This window comes from Bacillus sp. FSL E2-8887 (genome assembly GCF_038007205.1).
Classification (GTDB): domain Bacteria; phylum Bacillota; class Bacilli; order Bacillales; family Bacillaceae_G; genus Bacillus_A; species Bacillus_A mycoides.
The window spans coordinates 4,635,168-4,655,154 of record NZ_JBBOWS010000001.1 but is presented as its reverse complement, the minus strand read 5'-3'; the positions used below and the strand labels follow the sequence as shown (position 1 = coordinate 4,655,154).

19 protein-coding genes are annotated in these 19,987 nt (G+C 35.3%); 11 read left to right on the top strand and 8 right to left on the bottom strand.

What is annotated here, in order from left to right; all coding sequences use genetic code 11:
• Nucleotides 1–414 precede the first annotated feature (414 nt).
• Nucleotides 415–762, bottom strand: a complete 348-nt coding sequence (locus NSQ08_RS24090) for a winged helix-turn-helix transcriptional regulator (RefSeq protein ID WP_000760478.1) — start codon at nucleotides 760–762, stop codon at nucleotides 415–417.
• A gap of 394 nt (nucleotides 763–1,156) precedes the next feature.
• Here NSQ08_RS24090 and NSQ08_RS24085 point away from each other — a divergent pair, with 394 nt between their 5' ends.
• From NSQ08_RS24085 to NSQ08_RS24075, 3 genes are all read left to right on the top strand, one after another.
• On the top strand, nucleotides 1,157–2,320 hold the full coding sequence (locus tag NSQ08_RS24085; protein WP_328068539.1) for an MFS transporter: 1,164 nt from the start codon (nucleotides 1,157–1,159) through the stop codon (nucleotides 2,318–2,320).
• 16 nt (nucleotides 2,321–2,336) lie between these two features.
• Nucleotides 2,337–3,176 (top strand): aldo/keto reductase, encoded by an 840-nt coding sequence (locus tag NSQ08_RS24080; RefSeq protein ID WP_412675510.1) that lies wholly within the window; start codon nucleotides 2,337–2,339, stop codon nucleotides 3,174–3,176.
• Between the two features lie 123 nt (nucleotides 3,177–3,299).
• Nucleotides 3,300–4,238 carry a thioester domain-containing protein gene (locus NSQ08_RS24075; protein WP_199662739.1) on the top strand — a complete coding sequence of 313 codons (939 nt, stop codon included), beginning with the start codon at nucleotides 3,300–3,302 and terminating at the stop codon, nucleotides 4,236–4,238.
• 40 nt (nucleotides 4,239–4,278) lie between these two features.
• On the opposite strand, the gene NSQ08_RS24070 is transcribed toward NSQ08_RS24075, so the two are convergent.
• A complete protein-coding gene (locus NSQ08_RS24070) occupies nucleotides 4,279–4,917 on the bottom strand; it encodes an NAD(P)-dependent oxidoreductase (protein ID WP_193652115.1) in 639 nt (212 codons plus the stop codon).
• Nucleotides 4,918–5,221: 304 nt separating this feature from the next.
• On the opposite strand from NSQ08_RS24070, the gene NSQ08_RS24065 reads away from it, so the two are divergent.
• The 4 genes from NSQ08_RS24065 to NSQ08_RS24050 all read left to right on the top strand — a co-directional run bounded on the left by NSQ08_RS24065 (nucleotide 5,222) and on the right by NSQ08_RS24050 (nucleotide 11,332).
• Nucleotides 5,222–6,652 carry an alanine/glycine:cation symporter family protein gene (locus tag NSQ08_RS24065; protein WP_340779283.1) on the top strand — a complete coding sequence of 477 codons (1,431 nt, stop codon included), beginning with the start codon at nucleotides 5,222–5,224 and terminating at the stop codon, nucleotides 6,650–6,652.
• 222 nt (nucleotides 6,653–6,874) lie between these two features.
• Nucleotides 6,875–8,317 (top strand): alanine/glycine:cation symporter family protein, encoded by a 1,443-nt coding sequence (locus NSQ08_RS24060; protein ID WP_340780244.1) that lies wholly within the window; start codon nucleotides 6,875–6,877, stop codon nucleotides 8,315–8,317.
• 299 nt (nucleotides 8,318–8,616) lie between these two features.
• The gene (locus NSQ08_RS24055; protein WP_002089478.1) at nucleotides 8,617–9,798 is read left to right on the top strand and encodes a NupC/NupG family nucleoside CNT transporter; all 1,182 of its coding nucleotides are present in this window, start codon (nucleotides 8,617–8,619) and stop codon (nucleotides 9,796–9,798) included.
• A 352-nt stretch (nucleotides 9,799–10,150) separates the two neighbouring features.
• Nucleotides 10,151–11,332 carry a NupC/NupG family nucleoside CNT transporter gene (locus NSQ08_RS24050; protein WP_061690049.1) on the top strand — a complete coding sequence of 394 codons (1,182 nt, stop codon included), beginning with the start codon at nucleotides 10,151–10,153 and terminating at the stop codon, nucleotides 11,330–11,332.
• A gap of 43 nt (nucleotides 11,333–11,375) precedes the next feature.
• Here NSQ08_RS24050 and NSQ08_RS24045 read toward each other — a convergent pair whose 3' ends face one another.
• From NSQ08_RS24045 to NSQ08_RS24035, 3 genes are all read right to left on the bottom strand, one after another.
• The gene (locus NSQ08_RS24045; protein WP_340779279.1) at nucleotides 11,376–12,545 is read right to left on the bottom strand and encodes a DUF418 domain-containing protein; all 1,170 of its coding nucleotides are present in this window, start codon (nucleotides 12,543–12,545) and stop codon (nucleotides 11,376–11,378) included.
• 147 nt (nucleotides 12,546–12,692) lie between these two features.
• Nucleotides 12,693–13,199 (bottom strand): ferritin, encoded by a 507-nt coding sequence (locus NSQ08_RS24040; RefSeq protein WP_002034655.1) that lies wholly within the window; start codon nucleotides 13,197–13,199, stop codon nucleotides 12,693–12,695.
• A gap of 53 nt (nucleotides 13,200–13,252) precedes the next feature.
• Nucleotides 13,253–13,576, bottom strand: coding sequence for a MazG nucleotide pyrophosphohydrolase domain-containing protein (locus NSQ08_RS24035; RefSeq protein ID WP_002089472.1), 324 nt, complete (start codon nucleotides 13,574–13,576; stop codon nucleotides 13,253–13,255).
• A gap of 73 nt (nucleotides 13,577–13,649) precedes the next feature.
• Here NSQ08_RS24035 and NSQ08_RS24030 point away from each other — a divergent pair, with 73 nt between their 5' ends.
• Together NSQ08_RS24030 and NSQ08_RS24025 are read left to right on the top strand one after the other, a co-directional pair.
• Nucleotides 13,650–14,228: an LOG family protein gene (locus tag NSQ08_RS24030; protein ID WP_445686450.1), complete on the top strand. Its 579-nt coding sequence runs from the start codon at nucleotides 13,650–13,652 to the stop codon at nucleotides 14,226–14,228.
• A gap of 367 nt (nucleotides 14,229–14,595) precedes the next feature.
• Nucleotides 14,596–15,099, top strand: a complete 504-nt coding sequence (locus tag NSQ08_RS24025) for a DinB family protein (RefSeq protein WP_044439270.1) — start codon at nucleotides 14,596–14,598, stop codon at nucleotides 15,097–15,099.
• 105 nt (nucleotides 15,100–15,204) lie between these two features.
• On the opposite strand, the gene NSQ08_RS24020 is transcribed toward NSQ08_RS24025, so the two are convergent.
• The 3 genes from NSQ08_RS24020 to NSQ08_RS24010 form a co-directional block, all read right to left on the bottom strand.
• Nucleotides 15,205–15,402 carry a hypothetical protein gene (locus NSQ08_RS24020; RefSeq protein ID WP_000656312.1) on the bottom strand — a complete coding sequence of 66 codons (198 nt, stop codon included), beginning with the start codon at nucleotides 15,400–15,402 and terminating at the stop codon, nucleotides 15,205–15,207.
• 411 nt (nucleotides 15,403–15,813) lie between these two features.
• Nucleotides 15,814–16,254: a Dps family protein gene (locus tag NSQ08_RS24015; protein WP_002034654.1), complete on the bottom strand. Its 441-nt coding sequence runs from the start codon at nucleotides 16,252–16,254 to the stop codon at nucleotides 15,814–15,816.
• A gap of 170 nt (nucleotides 16,255–16,424) precedes the next feature.
• Complete coding sequence (locus NSQ08_RS24010; protein WP_002191124.1) at nucleotides 16,425–17,858, bottom strand: alanine/glycine:cation symporter family protein; 1,434 nt, start codon at nucleotides 17,856–17,858, stop codon at nucleotides 16,425–16,427.
• A 409-nt stretch (nucleotides 17,859–18,267) separates the two neighbouring features.
• On the opposite strand from NSQ08_RS24010, the gene NSQ08_RS24005 reads away from it, so the two are divergent.
• Together NSQ08_RS24005 and NSQ08_RS24000 are read left to right on the top strand one after the other, a co-directional pair.
• Entirely contained in the window at nucleotides 18,268–18,765 is a 498-nt protein-coding gene (locus NSQ08_RS24005) for a cation:proton antiporter regulatory subunit (RefSeq protein WP_001026068.1), read from the top strand.
• A complete protein-coding gene (locus tag NSQ08_RS24000) occupies nucleotides 18,766–19,965 on the top strand; it encodes a cation:proton antiporter (protein ID WP_000380227.1) in 1,200 nt (399 codons plus the stop codon). It abuts the gene before it with no gap.
• Nucleotides 19,966–19,987: the final 22 nt, after the last annotated feature.

The window sequence follows — 19,987 nt, the reverse complement described above, 5'->3', positions numbered from 1 at the left end:
CGATAGCAATACTCTTATTTTTTATAGGTAAGATAGTAAACGCTTATGAAACTTTATACAAAGTTTCACAAAGCACAATAAAATGCCTTTAAATTTATGACAGCAAGTAAGCTGAAATCATAAATCCAAAACCATAATGTCCTACCTATTATTTATGAACTGTCCGATACATGGCTTGTCCGCATAATGGAAAGTTCCCTTATCGGAAAGTGTATATAATATATATCCTATATTATATACTATATACACGTATGTTAACATAAAAATGATTCCTAATTATTTGATATTGATTCTGTAACCTAGTACTGACAAGGCATGAAAGCGCATAAATTATTTTATCTATCTTAAAAATGTACATATATATAAAGAAGAAAAGGAGGAAATGGACAAATTTATGTTCATTTTTTCCTTTTTTTATTGTTCACCTTCTGTAATTAGCATTGATGTGTTACCGCTTTTTTCAAGGTGGCATTCGCCCCAAGTACAAAGAGAATCAAGAATGGATTCTAAAGACCAACCGTAGTCTGTAAGAGAATATTCTACTTTCGGTGGTACTTGATTGTATACCTTTCTTTGAATAACTCCGTCTTCTTCTAATTCGCGTAATTGCTGTGTTAACATCTTTTGTGTAATACCAGGCATGAGACGTTTTAATTCACTCGTTCTCTTTGTACCTTTCGTTAAGTGGCAAAGAATAACGACTTTCCATTTTCCGCCGATAACCTCTAAAGTCGCTTCAACGGGAATATTATATTTCTTCATATAAAAATCTCCTTTGATGAATGTAGATTTCAGTTCTCCAACAAAAGAAGCCAAATAATTTAAATGTTACTAAAAAGTACCTATAGCACTTTAAAGTACGTACTTTTTATCATGTTGAATATGTTCCATAATAGCATACGTAAGAGGGAAATGAGTAGTACGGTACTAAAAAGTGCCTATGTTACTTTTTGGTACCTATCGTACTTTAAAGTGCGTTCTTCAAAAAAAGAGTGAAGCCATTCATAATAGCATTTATCAGCAGTAAAGTTATTTTTGTAGAAGATAAAAAGGCCTTTTTATCACACTATTATGATTGGATTTCTCGCATTAAGGAGGAGTTCAATTGAATTCATATGCAGTATCATCTTCGGCTGTTCAGACGAATCGAAGAAGTATGTTTGCTTTATTAGCGCTAGCAATTAGTGCATTTGGAATTGGTACAACCGAGTTTATTAGTGTCGGTTTATTACCATCTATTTCGGAAGATTTACATGTTTCTGTTACAACAGCGGGCTTAACCGTTTCTTTATACGCGTTAGGAGTAGCATTCGGTGCTCCTGTTTTAACTTCGCTAACTGCTAGTATGTCGCGAAAAACATTATTAATGTGGATTATGATTGTCTTTATTATCGGTAATGGGATTGCAGCGGTAGCAACAAGTTTTACTGTGTTACTTATCGCGAGGGTTGTCTCTGCGTTTGCACATGGCGTTTTTATGTCGATCGGATCCACAATTGCGGCTGCACTTGTACCAGAGAATAAACGTGCTAGTGCAATAGCATTTATGTTTACTGGTTTAACCGTTGCGACGATTACAGGTGTACCAATTGGAACGTTTATTGGTCAACAATTTGGCTGGAGAGCATCTTTTATGGTGATTGTGGTCATTGGAATTGTTGCCTTAGTCGCAAACAGCATGTTAATTCCGTCTAACTTAAAAAAGGGTACACGAGTATCATTTCGTGATCAATTCAAGCTTATCACGAACGGAAGACTCTTACTTGTTTTCGTCATTACTGCATTAGGATACGGAGGAACATTCGTAACATTTACGTATTTATCTCCGCTATTACAAGAAGTAACAGGATTTAAATCGAGTACCGTTACAATCATTTTGTTAGTGTACGGGATTGCAATTGCGATTGGGAATATGGTCGGCGGAAAATTATCGAATCATAATCCAATTCGTGCACTATTTTACATGTTCTTTATTCAAGCAATTGTATTATTCGTACTAACATTTACAGCGCCGTTTCAAGTAGCGGGGCTTATCACAATTATTTTTATGGGGCTATTCGCGTTTATGAATGTTCCAGGACTACAAGTGTATGTCGTTATATTGGCTGAGCGTTTCGTGCCGAGTGCCGTTGATATCGCATCAGCAATGAATATTGCAGCATTTAACGCAGGAATTGCTCTTGGGGCTTATTTGGGCGGTATTGTAACGAACTCGTTAGGATTAATTCATACAGCTTGGGTAGGCGGCATTATGGTAGTAGGCGCTGTTATTTTAACAGCTTGGAGTATGAACTTAGAAAAAAGAGATCAAGCAAAATAAAGGAGAGAAAAATATAATGAAAAATTTACAAAGTAAAACAACATTGCATAACGGTGTGGAAATGCCTTGGTTCGGTTTAGGTGTATTTAAAGTAGAAGATGGACCGGAACTTGTAGAGGCTGTGAAAGTAGCCATTAAAGAAGGATACCGTAGCATTGATACAGCTGCGATTTATGGAAATGAAAAAGCAGTTGGAGAAGGCATTCGCGCTGGTATAAAAGAAGCAGGAATTTCTCGAGAAGATTTATTCATTACTTCAAAAGTGTGGAACGCAGATCAAGGATATGAAACGACACTTGCTGCATACGAAGAGAGCTTAAAAAAATTAGAACTAGATTATTTAGATCTATATCTTGTTCACTGGCCTGTAGAAGGGAAATATAAAGATTCTTGGAGAGCGTTAGAAACACTTTACAAAGAGGGGCGCGCGCGTGCAATTGGTGTAAGTAATTTCCAAATCCATCACCTACAAGATGTGATGAAAGATGCAGAAATTAAACCGATGATTAACCAAGTAGAATACCACCCTCGTTTAACACAAAAAGAATTACAAGCTTTCTGTAAAGAACAAGGTATTCAAATGGAAGCATGGTCACCACTTATGCAAGGTCAATTATTAGATAACGAAACTTTACAAGAAGTTGCTGATAAGTACGGTAAAACAACAGCGCAGATTATTTTACGTTGGGATCTTCAAAATGAAGTTGTAACGATTCCGAAATCAACGAAAGAACAGCGTATTATTGCGAATGCAAGTATATTTGATTTTGAATTAACAAAAGAAGACATGGAAAAGATTGATGCTTTAAATCAAGACCACCGCGTCGGTCCAGATCCTGATAACTTTGATTTCTAAACTTATAGTGGAAGAAAGAGTGCAAACAGTTTGCACTCTTTTTTGTTTTACTTATGCATAAAAAAAGTTTCTAACTAAATAATAAACAGTAGTAAATTTGTTATTTTATAAGGGGTTGTAGACATGAATATAAAACGATCGTTCAAGATAATGGCCGCTTTTTTGAGTGTTTTATTTGTATTTGCGAACTTATTATTCCCGCTTCAAAAAGCATTCGCAGAAGTTATGGATCATACGAAGTATGAAATGGATTGGAGCTATAGTAGGTCAAAGAAGAAACCAATTCGAACAGAGCTTATTAAAACGGCAGATGGAAAAATTGCATTTTGCTTAAATGTGGATTTGAAATCTCCGAGCGGCCAAGACTTACCTGAAATGGGTAAAGTAGATATTAACGTATACCGTGTACTATTAAACGGGTATCCGCAGAAGAGTCCACAAGACTTAGGCGTTTCCGATTGGAGAGAGGCACATTACGCAACGCAGCTTGCGGTGTGGAATGCGTTAAAACAAATTGATATTAACGATTTAGATTTCCGTAATAAAAATGTAGAAAAAGTAACGAAAGATATCGTTGCGAAAGCAAACGCTAGTGAAGAACTACAAGAAATTACGATGAGTGTAGTACCATCAGAAGAACAACAAGCAGTATTGAAAAATGATTTCTTTGAAACAGGATTATATACAGTGGAAACAAACGCGAAAAGTGGAACGTATAAGGTGCAAGCAACAGGTGCTCCAGAAGGCGCGAAATTTGTAAATGAAAAAGGCGAAGCGAAAACTGAATTTAATGTAGGAGAGAAATTCCGCATTTTAATTCCGAAACAAACACCAGCGGGTGGATTTAGCTTTAAAGTATCAGGAAATTTAACGAAATTACAAGGAATTGCTCATAAAGGAACACCAACGATTCAAAATGCGGTTGTGTTACTTGAGCGTAGTGAAGAAAAAACAAGTCCAGAGTTGGCGGTAAGTTGGAAAAAAGCAAATGGTCATGATAATAAACCGAATAAACCCTATACACCAAATGAACCACATAAACCGAATCAATATAACAGATGATAAAAAAGCTCGTAAACATTATGTTTACGAGCTTTTTCTATTACTCAGCTTCAGAAACAACTGTGAAGCGTTCGTTTACGTGTTTTGGATTTTCGATTTCATCAAGTGCTGCAACTGCGAAGTCTTCGTAACTTACGTAGCTATCACCTTTTGAGTTAACAAGAAGATTGTCTTTTCCAGCTGTATAAGAGCCTGTGCGTTTTCCTAATGCAAATAGTGCAGAAGGGCTAATGAATGTCCAAGTAATATCATTTGTTTGATTTAGGATTTCTAAGTTTTTACCTTGGTTTTGAGCTGTTGCAAGATATTCATTTGGGAATCCTGGTGTATCAAATACACGTGTTGTTTTCTCTTCGTCTACAAATAAGCTACCAGCGCCGCCAACAACAAGTAATTTTGTATTAGGTGCACCTTTCATAGCTTCGATAAGTACGTTTCCTGCATCTACGTGAAGGTGTTCTTGTCCGGCTGGAGCACCGAATGCATTTACAACTACATCGAATGCTTGTAGGTCGTTAGATGTAAGCGTGAATACATCTTTCTCTAAAATCTTTACATTTTTTTCTGTAATTTTTGCAGCGCTTCTTACGATGGCAGTTACTTCATGTCCGCGATCTAATGCTTCTTTTAAAATACGACTTCCTGCTTTTCCGCTTGCTCCGATAATTCCAATTTTCATAATGATTCCCTCCAAGTTTCTTTATTAAAGTGTATATCTAAAAATAAATGAATTTAGTGTAATTAGGTTTGTTACAACTTGATGTAATCATTATAGTTACAGGTGTGCGTTTTTGTCAATGGTGTTGTTTATGAAATTATTTTTTATTTTAGTATGTGCACCTGATGAAAGTAGATTCAGAAAAGAGCATTGTATTCGTAAGGTGAATCCTAATATTTGGAAGTTATAAATTGTCGAAAAATGTTGATTTTTGAATATTTTTTGAATATAATTCGATTTATGGAGAAAAGGAGGGGTTAATTGTATGAATATTTTAGAACAATTCGTTTCATCAACGAATACAATTCTTTGGTCATATATTCTTATTGCAATGTTAATTGGTTTAGGGCTTTATTTTTCTATTAAATTGAAATTCGTACAACTTACTCATTTAGGGGAAATGATTCGATTAATGAGTGATGGCTTAACTGGAAAGACACGTAAAAAGGGAAGTGTATCGTCATTCCAAGCATTTTGTATGAGTTCAGCAGCTCGTATTGGTATCGGGAACTTAGCTGGTGTAGCGCTAGCTATTTCTATGGGAGGACCAGGAGCTGTATTTTGGATGTGGGTTATTGCGATTATTGGGGCGTCTTCAAGTTTCGTAGAAAGTACGCTTGCGCAAATTTATAAAGTAAAAGATGGCAGTGGCTTCCGTGGTGGTCCTGCTTATTATATGGAAAAAGGTTTAAATAAACGTTGGATGGGAATTTGGTTCTCTATTCTAATTACAATTACTTACGGATTAATTTTCAACTCCGTACAAGCAAATACAGTTACATTAGCATTTAAAAATGCTTTTGGTATTGAGCGTTACGTTGTTGGGATTGTGTTAGCGGTATTAGTTGCGGTTATTATTTTTGGTGGTGTAAAAAGTATTGCGCGTATGTCTGAAATGATCGTTCCGCCAATGGCGCTTATTTATATTGCAGTAGCAATTTTCGTCGTTATTAAAAATTATTATTTAATACCGGATATGTTTACAGAAATCTTTAAAGGGGCATTTGGTTTAGATTCAGCTGTAGGTGGCGGTATCGGTGCTGCAATGAAGTTTGGTATTCAGCGCGGATTATTTGCGAATGAAGCAGGTATGGGTAGTGCGCCAAACGCGGCTGCAACAGCTGATGTAACGCATCCAGCTAAACAAGGATTTATTCAAACAATCGGTGTTTTAGTAGATACGTTCTTAGTATGTACATCAACAGCGTTTATCGTACTATGTTCTGGTGCATATAAAGCAACAAATTTAGAAGGTATTGAATTAACGCAAAATGCATTAAGTTCACAAATTGGCCCATGGGCAAGTAGCTTCTTAGCGATTATCATTTTCTTATTTGCTTTCAGTTCACTTCTAGGAAACTACTATTATGGTGAAACGAATATTGAGTTTATTAAGCAAAGTAAAACTTGGTTAACGATTTACCGTATTGCGGTAGTGGGAATGGTATTATTCGGTTCTATTGCGACGCTTCAAGTTGTATGGAATATGGCAGACTTATTTATGGGTCTAATGGTAATCACAAACTTAATTGCGATTACACTTCTTGGCCGATTTGCGTATGCTGCGTTGGCGGACTATGTGAAACAAAAGAAACAAGGAAAAGATCCGGTATTCAGTGCAGATTCTATTCCTGGTTTAACGAACACAGAGTGTTGGGATAAGCCGGCGGTAACAGATAAAGAAAAAGCAGTATAATAAAAAGGCGAGCATCGAGATGAATTCGATGCTCGTTTTTTTGTTGTAATTAATGATATTAAGGCTAAAAGATGATTAATATAATTTTTATAAAAAATATGGATGTTATAATTGTTAACATCTTCATGTTATAAAACCTTACATTCTTTGTCGAAAATTCTTGATTGTTAAAAGTTTTTAGAATATAATCTTCTTAGTGTTATGAAGAGGGGGAACGCAATGATGGATTTTTTAACTAGTGTTATTGGGGATATGAATAATGTTCTATGGTCATATATTATTATTGCAATGCTAATTGGACTTGGGCTTTATTTTTCTTTCCGAGTAAAGTTTGTTCAAATACGTTACTTTGGAGAAATGATTCGTTTACTTGGGGATGGAGCAAGTTCAAAAACAAGAAAAGCGCAAAAAGAAAAAAGTGGTGTATCGTCATTCCAAGCATTTTGTATGAGTACAGCTTCTCGTGTAGGTACTGGTAACTTAGCTGGTGTAGCTATCGCAATCTCAGCAGGTGGACCAGGAGCGGTATTTTGGATGTGGTTAATCGCGGTAATTGGGGGTGCTTCTGCATTTGTAGAGAGCACATTAGCGCAAATTTATAAAGTAAAAGATGGGAATGCGTTCCGTGGTGGTCCAGCGTATTATATGGAAAAGGGTTTAAAGAAACGCTGGCTAGGAGTTGTCTTCTCTGTTCTAATAACAGTTAGTTTCGGATTAATTTTCAACGCCGTGCAGTCAAACACAGTAGCGGCGGCTTTTGATGGAGCATTTAACACAGATGGTAAGTTTGTAGGTCTGTTTATGGCTGGTTTACTTGCAATCATTATCTTCGGCGGAGTAAAACGTATTGCACGTGCGGTTGAAATGATTGTTCCAGTAATGGCAATTATATATGTAGCAGTGGCATTATTCGTTGTTGTAACAAACATTACGGCAATTCCATATGTATTTAAAGAAATTTTCTTACATGCTTTCGGAATTAAAGAAGTAGTGGGCGGGGGATTAGGAGCTGCGATTTTACTAGGGGTAAAACGTGGATTATTCTCAAATGAAGCAGGTATGGGTAGTGCGCCAAACGCAGCTGCGACTGCAAACGTAACGCACCCAGTTAAACAAGGTTTCATTCAAACTTTAGGGGTATTTACAGATACATTATTAATTTGTAGTTGTACAGCATTTATCATTTTATTATCAGATGTGCCTGGAGCGGCTGATTTAAACGGAATTCAATTAACGCAACAAGCATTAAGTCAACATATCGGACCGTGGGCTTCTATATTTGTAGCAGTTGCAATCTTCTTGTTTGCATTTAGTTCATTAGTAGGTAACTACTACTATGGTGAAACAAATATTGAGTTTTTAAATGGAAGTAAAGTTTTACTAAATGTTTATCGAATCGCGGTACTTGGTATGGTTATGTTAGGTTCTGTAGCAACAATTCAAATTGTTTGGGACTTAGCAGATTTATTCATGGGTATCATGGCTATTATTAACTTAGTGGCGATTGTATTCCTTTCTAAGTATGCTTTCGCGGCATTATCAGATTACGTAAAACAAAAGAAACAAGGAAAAGATCCAGTCTTTTATGCGGAGTCTATTCCTGGTTTAAACAATACAGAGTGCTGGGACAAGCCAGCAGTAGCAGATAAAGAAAAAGCTGTATAATAAAAAGGAACGAGCATCAGAGAAATTTGATGCTCGTTTTTTTTATGGTGATAAACTAAAGGAAGAGAGAAAATACGAACATTAATGAGTGTTTTATAATAAAATGTATTTTTTTAATAAAAGTGCGGATGTGAGTTATAATTTGTGTTAGAATGGAAAATGGCTTTGAGACAAGAGATTTTATGGTTTTTCATATCCGATTGAAGGTTTTGGAGGAGAAATGGAAAGTTCGGATTATTCCTTGTTTTGAGTAGTCAGACGTTCAACGTTAATGAAGAGTTAAATGGAGGATTTTATTAATGAAGTTTGTTATGTTTCTTGTAGGACTACTAGTTGTATTCGTACTCGGCTTTCTTATAAGTTCTGATCGTAAGAAGATTAAGTATAAACCAATCGCAATTATGCTTGTTATTCAGCTAGCGTTAACGTATTTCTTATTAAATACGCCAATTGGTTATATTTTAGTAAAAGGAATTTCAGATGGATTTGGAGCGCTTCTTGGATACGCGGAATCTGGAATCGTTTTCGTATTTGGTGGCCTTGTTAATAAAGGAGAGGTTTCATTCTTCTTAACAGCTTTATTACCAATCGTATTCTTTGCAGTGTTAATCGGAATTCTGCAACACTTTAAAATTTTACCGATATTTATTCGTGCTATTGGTACTATGCTAAGTAAAGTAAATGGTTTAGGAAAATTAGAATCATATAATGCAGTAGCGGCCGCAATTGTTGGGCAAGCAGAAGTATTTATTACAGTAAAAGATCAATTAAGTAAAATCCCAAAACATCGTTTATATACACTATGTGCATCTTCCATGTCGACAGTATCGATGTCGATCGTTGGTTCTTATATGAAAATGATTGAACCAAAATATGTAGTAACAGCACTTGTATTAAATTTATTTAGTGGTTTCATTATCATTCATATTATTAACCCGTACGATATTACAGAAGAAGAAGATACACTGAAGTTAGAAAATAAGAAAAAACAGTCATTCTTTGAAATGTTAAGCGAATATATTATGCTTGGTTTCACGATTGCGATTACGGTAGCAGCAATGTTACTTGGTTTCGTAGCATTAATTACAGCAATCAATAGCTTGTTTGATTCAGTGTTCGGTATTACATTCCAAGCTATTTTAGGATATATTTTCTCTCCATTAGCATTCGTAATGGGTATCCCGCAAGCAGAAATGGTAACAGCGGGACAAATTATGGCAACAAAATTAGTATCAAACGAGTTTGTTGCGATGCTTGATCTAGGAAAAGTAGCTGGTGATTTATCAGCTCGTACAGTCGGTATTCTTTCTGTATTCCTTGTATCATTCGCGAACTTCTCATCTATCGGAATTATCGCAGGCGCAACGAAAGGGATCGATGAAAACCAATCAAACGTTGTTTCATCATTCGGATTACGACTTGTATACGGTGCGACATTAGTAAGTCTTTTATCCGCGATTATCGTTGGTGTTATGTTATAAACAAAGATGGCCCTAGCTTATAGCTAGGGCTATTTTTTATGGTAAATTTGCATGAAAAAACCAATTAGTTAGGAATATATTAACATATAAAAATCTTTTAAAATTTATATTGCATTTCGATTAGATAACGCTTACAATTTGATTTGTAGGTGGTATCAATTTCAGACTTTCAAGTATGGTAGGAGAGAAGAAGCTACCTTTTATAAATTGCAATTTATGTAAACGCTTACTGATTTTAGAAAACAGTTGAATAATATTTAGGGGTTTTAAATTTTTTTAACATCAATGGTCAGACGTCATTCGTTATACGTTATACGACCGATAACTCGTGGGAGAAGTGGAGGATTCACATATGAAAATCGTAATGTTTCTAGTCGGTTTACTTGTAGTATTTGTACTAGGGTTCCTTATCAGTTCAGATCGTAAGAAAATTAAATATAAACCAATTGCACTTATGCTTGTCATTCAATTGGTACTTGCGTATTTCTTACTAAATACAAAGGTCGGATTTGTATTAGTAAAAGGGATTGCAGATGGATTTGGCGCTATTTTAAAATTTGCGGAAGCAGGGGTTAATTTCGTATTTGGTGGTCTAGCAAATGATGGACAAGCACCATTCTTCTTAACGGTATTATTACCAATTATTTTCTTAGCAGTACTAATTGGAATCTTACAACATATTAAAGTTTTACCGATTATCATTCGTGCAGTCGGTTTCGTATTAAGTAAAATTAACGGTTTAGGAAAACTTGAATCATATAATGCAGTAGCAGCGGCAATTGTCGGCCAAGGTGAAGTATTTATTACAGTAAAAGATCAATTAAGCAAATTACCGAAAAATCGTTTATACACACTTTGTGCATCATCAATGTCAACAGTTTCGATGTCAATCGTTGGTTCTTATATGAAGATGATTGATCCAAAATATGTAGTAACAGCACTTGTACTAAACTTATTTAGTGGATTTATTATCATTCATATTATTAATCCGTATGACGTAAAAGAAGAAGACGACATTTTAGAATTACAAGAAGATAAAAAACAAACATTCTTTGAAATGTTAGGCGAATATATTATGCTTGGTTTCTCTATCGCTGTAACAGTAGCGGCAATGTTAATCGGTTTCGTAGCATTAATTACAGCAATTAACGGTGTATTCGATTCAATTTTCGGAATCACATTCCAAAGCATTTTAGGATATGTTTTCTCACCATTAGCATTCGTAATGGGTATTCCAACATCAGAGATGCTAACGGCAGGACAAATTATGGCAACGAAATTAGTAACGAACGAATTCGTTGCAATGCTTGACCTTGGAAAAGTAGCTGGTGATTTATCAGCTCGTACAGTAGGTATTTTATCTATCTTCCTTGTATCATTTGCGAATTTCTCATCAATCGGAATTATCGCAGGTGCAACGAAGAGTATCGATGGCAAACAAGCAAACGTTGTATCTTCATTCGGATTAAAACTTGTATACGGTGCAACGTTAGTAAGTATATTATCAGCGATTATCGTTGGGGTTATGCTTTAATAAATTAAGAAAAGCAATGAGCGTAGGCTCATTGCTTTTTTATTTAACTTGCTCTATCTAAGTCTCTTTTAAATTGTGGTTTCTCCAAATAAGTTCCAAGCCTCCATATATACTCAACAGGACCCATTCGATATTTTCGCAGCCAATATGTGCTAACAAATAATTGAATTGTATAGATTCCAATCGTTAAAAGAATACCGAAGAAATATCCTATTTTACCGAATAAGCCAAAGCCGTATGCGTAAAAAATTGTTGTTGTGATAATAGACTGGGCTAAGTAATTACTAACCGACATTTTTCCCATATTGGCCATATATGTTAGTAGACGGGTTGCTTTTTTGTAATGGAATAATAAAATAATTGTGCTTCCGTAAAAGAAGGTCATGGTTACTGGTGTAAGGCCGTCTTGTAACATAAGTAAAATAGGATGTTTAACGAACATAGCTGAAGTTTTGATTGTAAAAGAGAAAATACCAGTAAGAATCCAGACCTTTTTGACAGCAGAGATATGCTTATCAATCTCAAATAACCATCCTTTTTTTCCTACGTACATACCGATTAAGAAGAGTGGAGATAGGAAAATGAGTGTGAAAAGTGTTATAAAGGTTAATCCGAAGAAACCGTCAATGCCTATATATTCGAAAGGATTTTCAGTTAACCTAAAGTTGACATGATCCATATAGCTTCCAGTCTCATGAACTTTATGTTCTTTTTCAATATAAGGAGCAAAATCAGTAACATTTGTATTTGGATCAGTTGAATAAGTCATAAGTGTAAGGAGTGCGAGTAGAATAGTTGCCCAAATTAATAATGTTTTTGGCTTTCTGTTTATAAACATCAGTAAGAAAATCCCGATGAGGCCATATGAGAATAAAATATCCCCTGACCAAATGAGCACGCCGTGAATAAAACCTAGTAGTAAAAGAATAAGAATACGACGTAAATATGTAGGGGAAAACTTTTTTCCTTTTGCGACAATGCTTTTTTGTAACAAAATAATGCTAAGACCAAATAAAAAAGAGAATAAAGAAATGAAATTTTGTGTGCCAAAAAATTGAATAAACCAATTAGCACCTTTATCGAGTCCGCCAAATATATAGGATGGTTTTTCATTAGCGAAGAACCCGAATTGAATTAATGTTATATTAACAAGTAAAATACCAAATAAAGAAAAACCACGCATTGCATCAACAACTTCTACACGTTGATTCATTTTTTCTCTCCTTTTATATCATTTTATATTGAAAATAATACCATTTTATAGTTGGCACTATGTCAAATATGAGGAAATTTAAGGTGATTTTAAGCTAAAGAGAAAATAAAAAATCACCTTAATACATTCATTAAGGTGATTGGAATACTACTCAGCTGGAGGCGTAAATGTACGTTTCTCTAATTCAGCATCTAGCATAAATAATGCGTTTGAATCGCTTGTAATACGTTTTAATTTTTGGATGATGCTATCAAATGAAGCTTCTTCTTCTACTTGCTCGTCAACGAACCATTTTAAGAAGGTAATTGTTGCGTGTTCACGCTCATCCCAAGCGATATCAGATAAGTGATAAATGCGCTTCGTTACTTCACGCTCGTGCTCAAGTGCTACTTCAAAAGCATTCAATACAGAATCATATTCGTTATTAGGATGATCAAATCCAGTAATAATAGCGCGCTCGCCGCGGTCATTAATGTAGTTGTAAAGCTTCATTGCGTGGAAACGCTCTTCTTCAGCTTGTACAAGGAAAAAGTTAGCGAATCCATCGTAGCTTTCCGCTGTACAGTAAGCAGCCATTGCCATATAAGCGTGGGCAGAGTAAAATTCAAAATTCATTTGTTCATTTAGTGCGTCGTGCAATTTTTTAGATAACATAAAATCCCCCTTATTATTTTGACAAGAACATTATATCACAATTGATAATGTTCTCATTTAGATGTTTCGAATCTTTTTGAAAGCTTTGTGACGTGTGTTTCCATAATGTCTTGTAAATCCAAATCATATTTTTGTGAAAGAACAATAAGATTAGATAGTACATCACCAAGTTCTTCTTTTAGTTCTTGTTTTAGCTCTTCTTGTGTTTTCGTTTGTTCATCAGGGCGATCACGACCGATTTCAATTGCGCGAACAACGCGTGAAACTTCCCCAACTTCCTCAGTTAAGAAATTTAAGCGAATAAAGGAGTTGTACTGTGACCAGCTTCGTTTTTCGTAAAATTCCTCCACCCATCTTTGAAATGCGACGATATCCATTTCTTCCTCATCCCTTCAATATGTTGTACAATACTCATTGTATCATAACAATATATAGCTTCGGGGTGTAGGAATGAGAAAGATTTGTGTGTTTGCAGGTTCAAATTTAGGGGGAAGACCAGAATTTAAAGAGCAGGCAATAGAGTTAGGGAAAATGTTTGTTGAGAACGATTATGAGCTTGTATACGGCGGTTCATGCGTTGGATTAATGGGAGAAGTAGCAAACGAAGTTCTTCGTTTAGATGGACGTGTAACAGGTGTTATGCCGCGTGGTTTATTCCGTGGTGAAATCGTTCATACAGGATTAACAGAATTAATTGAAGTAGAAACGATGCACGAACGTAAAGCAAAAATGGCAGAGCTTGCGGATGCTTTCATTGCATTACCAGGCGGATACGGAACATTTGAAGAGCTATTTGAAGTTGTATGTTGGTCACAAATTGGTATACATGATAAGCCAGTTGGTTTATTAAATATTAAAGACTTCTACGGACCAATTCTGCAAATGGTTGATCGCGCAGCGGAAGAAGGCTTTATGAACCCATCGAATAAAGAGTTGATCGTTTCAGCTGAGACGGCAGATAAATTAATTCATGAAATACAAAATTATGAGCGTCCTGTTTTGGGGACAAAGTGGAAGCAGTTATCATAGTACATTTTTATAGTGGATTTTGGAAACACATGTCTTTTTATCGCAAAAAGACATGTGTTTTTAATTTGGTTAAATATATTGATAGCGAGATGTGAAATCGTTGGAAGAGGGGAAGTAGATGGAGGTATGTTTTGCTGACTTAAAAAAGAACATCTGAATAAACGGTGAGTAAGGATTTATTGAGTGACATAGAATTGTTCCGTTAAAGGGTCAGATTGTGGAAGATGGCGAATGTTTTTTATGAAGTTAATAGAGGTTTTTTTAATCGTAATCAGAATAAATTTTATAGATGTAATCCTTTGGGGATTTTTAAGCAGCTATGTATCATAATCTAATCATTAAAATGAAATTTGGAGGAGAAATGAGCATGGGTCGTTCTGTATTAAAAATGTATAACTACCACTTATGGGCAAATGAAGTTATTTTAAATCGCTTAAAAGAACTACCGCAAGACATTTTCCATAAGGAAGTTAAGAGTGGTTTTTCTTCGGTGGCAAAAGTAATGTCTCACATATACCTCACAGATTTAGCCTGGCTTGAGATTATTTCTGGTAAAAGTATGAGTGATGCAATGGTACACACAGACCAATTGAAAGAACAGCTAGAAACAAAAAATATTGAGGAAATGGAAACTAGTTTTTATGAATTATCTAAACGATATAAAGAATATTTAAGTAGTCAACAAGATTATGAAAAAGTGTTTGAGGTTGATAATCCGTATGCTGGGCTCCTGGATACGACGGTTTCTGAAACAATACTACACGTCGTCACCCACGGAGCATATCACCGTGGGAATATAGCCACAATGTTGCGGCAAATGGGGCATACCTCTGTTATGCAAGATTTTGGACTATTTCTATATTCAAAATGAATTCTTTTTATTTACGATAGAATATGGGTTGTATGATGTTTTTGGGGACTGATTTTATTAGTGGTTTAAGCTTAATTATGTATTAGAGAAAAAAGGCATTCCATATTATTTTGGAATGCCTTTATCATTTTGATTACTTTGTTTTTTATACAGGTACCAGCCACCCCAACCGCCACCAATAGCTACAACAACGAGGAAAGCATAGTCTTTAACCTCGACACGTATGTTGAAAATATTAGCTATGAGTAAGAGAATCCCAACTGTTATTAACGCAAAAAATGCTCTAATTAAGTAGTCTTTCAACTGAACCACTCCCGCCATTTAAGTAGTAAATGCTGAATATGGAAAAGCTTTTTTGGATCTATTTTACTAAAGGGTGTTACCTATATTTTAACATAAAAGGGATTGTAATATATTGATAAAAGTAGAGGAGAGGGGGGCTAATATTGTCGTGATTTGTTGGTAAAGCGATATTCTTTGTCGAAACGTTGATATATCGTGAGTTGCGATCGATATAATTTTATGTATTATCAAGTGCGACCAATCAATAGAAAAAAGCGGCTCTGAGCGAGCCGCTTCTGCTTTAAGTGGTATCTGGCTCCAGCGGCTAGAATCTCCGGTCATTTCGCTCTCTCGCTCGAAGCAAAAAGCGCTTCAAGGTCGAGAGCTCCAATGTCCTGCGATTCTGAGCGAGCCGCTTCTGCTTTTAATCTATTATTGATTCAAGAATGCACGTAGCATCCAAGCGTGTTTTTCTAGTTCTGTGTAGATGCCTAGTAGTAGGTCAGATGTCATTTCGTCGTCAGATTCTTGAGCGATTACCATGCCTTTTTTCAGTTCAGTTAGCATCATTTCGTAGTCTTTCATGATTGCTTCGACCATCCCTTCTGCAGTTTCTCCGTAAGCTGCTTCTTGAATAGAAGATAGTTCTAAGTATTCTTTCATTGTTGCTACTGGTTTGCCGCCAATTGCTAAAATTCGTTCTGCGATTTCATCGATGTGAGTAGCTGATTCTGTGTAAAGCTCTTCAAATTTTTCATGTAGTGTGAAGAATTGAGGTCCTTTTACGTACCAATGGAAGTTGTGTAGTTTTGTAAATAAAACGCTCCAGTTTGCTACTTGTTTGTTTAATGCTTCGATTACTTGTGTATTCATTATGATCAATCTCCTCTTGAGTTATTATTTTATATGAATTACTAATTTATAATTATTATAATCTAGTAATTTGTATAAATCAACCCTTTTGCTGGAATTAATTTGAACAAATTATGAACTGTTGTAAATAAAAAATCCCTATTACTGTGAAGTAATAGGGATTTTTATTGTTAAATAGCTTGTTTCTTCTCTTCTAAATCTTGCCCATCCCAACACTCTGTATTTTTTAAGCCAGGGATAGAACTTGCAACGAAGACAGGATCTTTTCCTTGTTTCTTTTGTTTAATATAGTCTACTAATGCTGCGTAGGCGAACTTGCTAAGGAATGAGATGGCAATTAAGTTTGTGAATACCATTAGTCCCATAAAGAAATCAGCTAAACTCCAAACTGTTTGAAGGGCAGCGATAGATCCGAAGAACACCATTCCGACAACTGCAACACGATAAATCAGTAACCATGTTTTGCTTTCTTTAATGAATGCGATATTTGTTTCACCATAATAGTAGTTTCCTAGTAAAGAACTGAAAGCGAATAGGAAAATAATAATCGCTAAGAAAGTGCTTGCCCATGGTCCAATTTGTGAACTTAATGCTTGTTGTGTTAATTCAATACCTTCTAAATTCGATCCTTTGTAAAGTCCAGAACATAATACGATAAACGCTGTTGATGTACATACTAAGAATGTATCTACGAAAACACCTAATGCTTGAACAAGTCCTTGTTTTACAGGGTGAGATACATCTGATGTTGCTGCTGCATTAGGAGAGCTACCCATACCTGCTTCTGTCGCGAATAAACCGCGCTGAATTCCGAATTTGATTGCTGCTCCAATACCACCAGCGATAGCTTGGTCTAAACCAAATGCGCTGTTAAATATTTCTGTAAAAATGCTTGGTAACATAGTGAAGTTGTTAATTACGACAAAAACAGCTACGCCGATATAAATGATTGCCATTGGAGGAACAATCATTTCTGTAATACGTGAAATGCTCTTGATACCACCAAAAATAATAACTGCGACTAATAAAGCTAATAGAGCTCCTACAATCGTTCGCTCTAGTCCAAAAGCATTTTCAAACGCTATTGTTACTGTATTTGCTTGTACAGAATTGAAAATTAATCCGTACGCAACTGTAATAAGAAGTGAAAACCAAACACCCATCCAGCGTTTGTTTAATCCTTTTTCCATGTAATATGCTGGTCCACCACGGAACCTGCTTCCATCTTTTACTTTATAAATTTGCGCGAGCGTACATTCTACGAAACTAGTAGCTGCTCCAAGGATAGCGATAAACCACATCCAAAATATTGCGCCGGGTCCACCCATTGAAATGGCTAATGCTACACCAGCTAAGTTTCCGATACCGATACGTGCCGCTGCACTTAAGCAAAATGCTTGGAATGGAGAGATGCTATCTTTCTTTTTTTCTTTTCGATTAAATCCTTTACTAATTAAACTGACCATCTCACGGAAATGAGTAATTTGGACAAATTTTAATTTGAAAGAGAAATAAAGACCGAAGCCGATTAACATTGCAATAAGAATATATGACCATAAAATATTATTCGTTACCTCAAGGAATCTGCTAAAGATATCAACCATATAATACACTTCCTTTTTTTCATAATAAGAAAATTATATGCAAAAAATATACCAGAATCAATTTTTCTAAAAAATCATGTTACTTAAATGTGTTTTGTGTTATGATTATGTTACATCGTAATATTTTTAGAATTATTTACATTTTAAAAAACTAAATTTAAAGCGAAAAAGAGGGGATAATTTGAAAGAAGAATCTTTATTGAAAGTAAGTCTTAAGAGTTTGAAAATAAGAAGTAATTTATTTTTTATCATTACATCTTTAAGTATCTTTTTAGGAGCCACTTATTATTACAATAAAAGATTTCCAAGTCATAGGTATCCTGAATGGTTAGAATTTCTAAAATTGATTGGATGAACAAAAGACAGAAAAACAGAAAATTAAAATAAAGAAGTTATGGAGGAGCTAAATATGAATATTAGAGAAAGTGAACTTCCGGGTATTGGTTATAAATTTCAAATCGTTACGAAAGGTAACGAAAAGATGGTGATTGTCATTCATGATGATGGGCGTAGAGAAATGTATCATTTTGATTCAGATCATGAAGAAAGCATCTCAAGTATTTCATTACGTGACTCAGAGGCGAGACAAATTGCAGCAATATTAGGTGGAATGGTATATAAGCCTAGAGCATTAGAAAATGTTGAGATGGTCTTTGAAGGTTTAGCAATTGAGTGGTTTAAAGTGGAGAATGCAGCTCCGGCAATCGGAAAAACAATTGGCGACCTTGAAATAAGAAAAACATATAGCGTAACGATAATTGCAGTTATGAAAAAGAATATGAAAAAGCTATTTAATCCAGGTCCAGACACGGTGATTGAAGAAGGAGATATGCTTGTAGTTTCTGGTGAGAGAGAAGAAATTAAAAAGATTATTAATGAATTACTTTCGAATAGGGGGACTGACTAGATGGATACTTTAATTTTTGAAGTTGGTACAGCTTTAGTTTTAGTAGCAATTGCGGCGGTAATTGCTGGAAAGTTTAAATTCTCAGTAATTCCTTTTCTAATCGTTCTTGGCATGTTAGTAGGTCCGCACGCGCCGACAATAGGTGTTATCGATCTCAAATTTATTGAAAGTGCAAGTGTGATATCCTTCCTTGGAAGGATTGGTGTTCTGTTCCTTCTTTTCTATCTGGGATTAGAGTTTTCGATGAAAAAACTAATTAAATCTGGACGTTCTATCGCGATTGGCGGAACAATCTATATTTTGATTAACTTTTCACTAGGATTATTATACGGATTTATAATGGGATTCCCGTTACTCGAAATCTTAATTATTGCGGGTATTATTACGATTTCTTCTAGTGCTATCGTTGCAAAGGTATTAGTTGATTTAAGAAGAACTGGTAATAATGAAACCGAATTAATTTTAGGAATTATTATGTTTGAAGATATATTCCTTGCTGTATATTTATCAGTAGTTTCTGGCTTAGTTCTTGGGGATCACGCTTCCTTCTTAGGTGCCCTTACTTCAATTGGAATTGCTTTAGGATATATGCTTCTATTCTTTATTGTGGCTAGAAAAGCAACGCCGTTATTAAATAGATTGCTCAATATTAGTTCAGATGAAATTTTTATTATTGTAGTATTTGCTTCGTTGTTCTTTATTGCAGGTTTTTCAGAAACAATTCACGTTGCAGAAGCAATCGGGGCACTTCTTTTAGGGTTAGTTTTCTCTGAGACAGAGCATAGTGATCGAATTGAACATCTTGTTGTTCCATTTAGAGACTTCTTCGGAGCTATTTTCTTCTTCAGTTTCGGATTAAGTATCGATCCGTTTTCATTAGGCGGGGCGATATGGTTAACGTTAGGTGCTGTCCTTCTTACAATCGTCGGAAACTTTGTTGCAGGGATGATTGCGGGACGACAAGCTGGATTATCTCATAAAGCATCAACAAATATTGGATTAACAATCGTTTCAAGAGGAGAATTCTCCATCATTATGGCTAATATCGGCATCGCCGGTGGTTTAATGTCAGTACTGAAACCATTCTCAGCACTATACGTGCTTATACTATCGATCTTAGGTCCACTTCTGACGAAAGAGTCAAAGAATGTATATAAATTTTTAAATAAAATCTTTAAGTGGGATACGAAGACTAGATAAATTTAAAAAAAATAAAAGTACA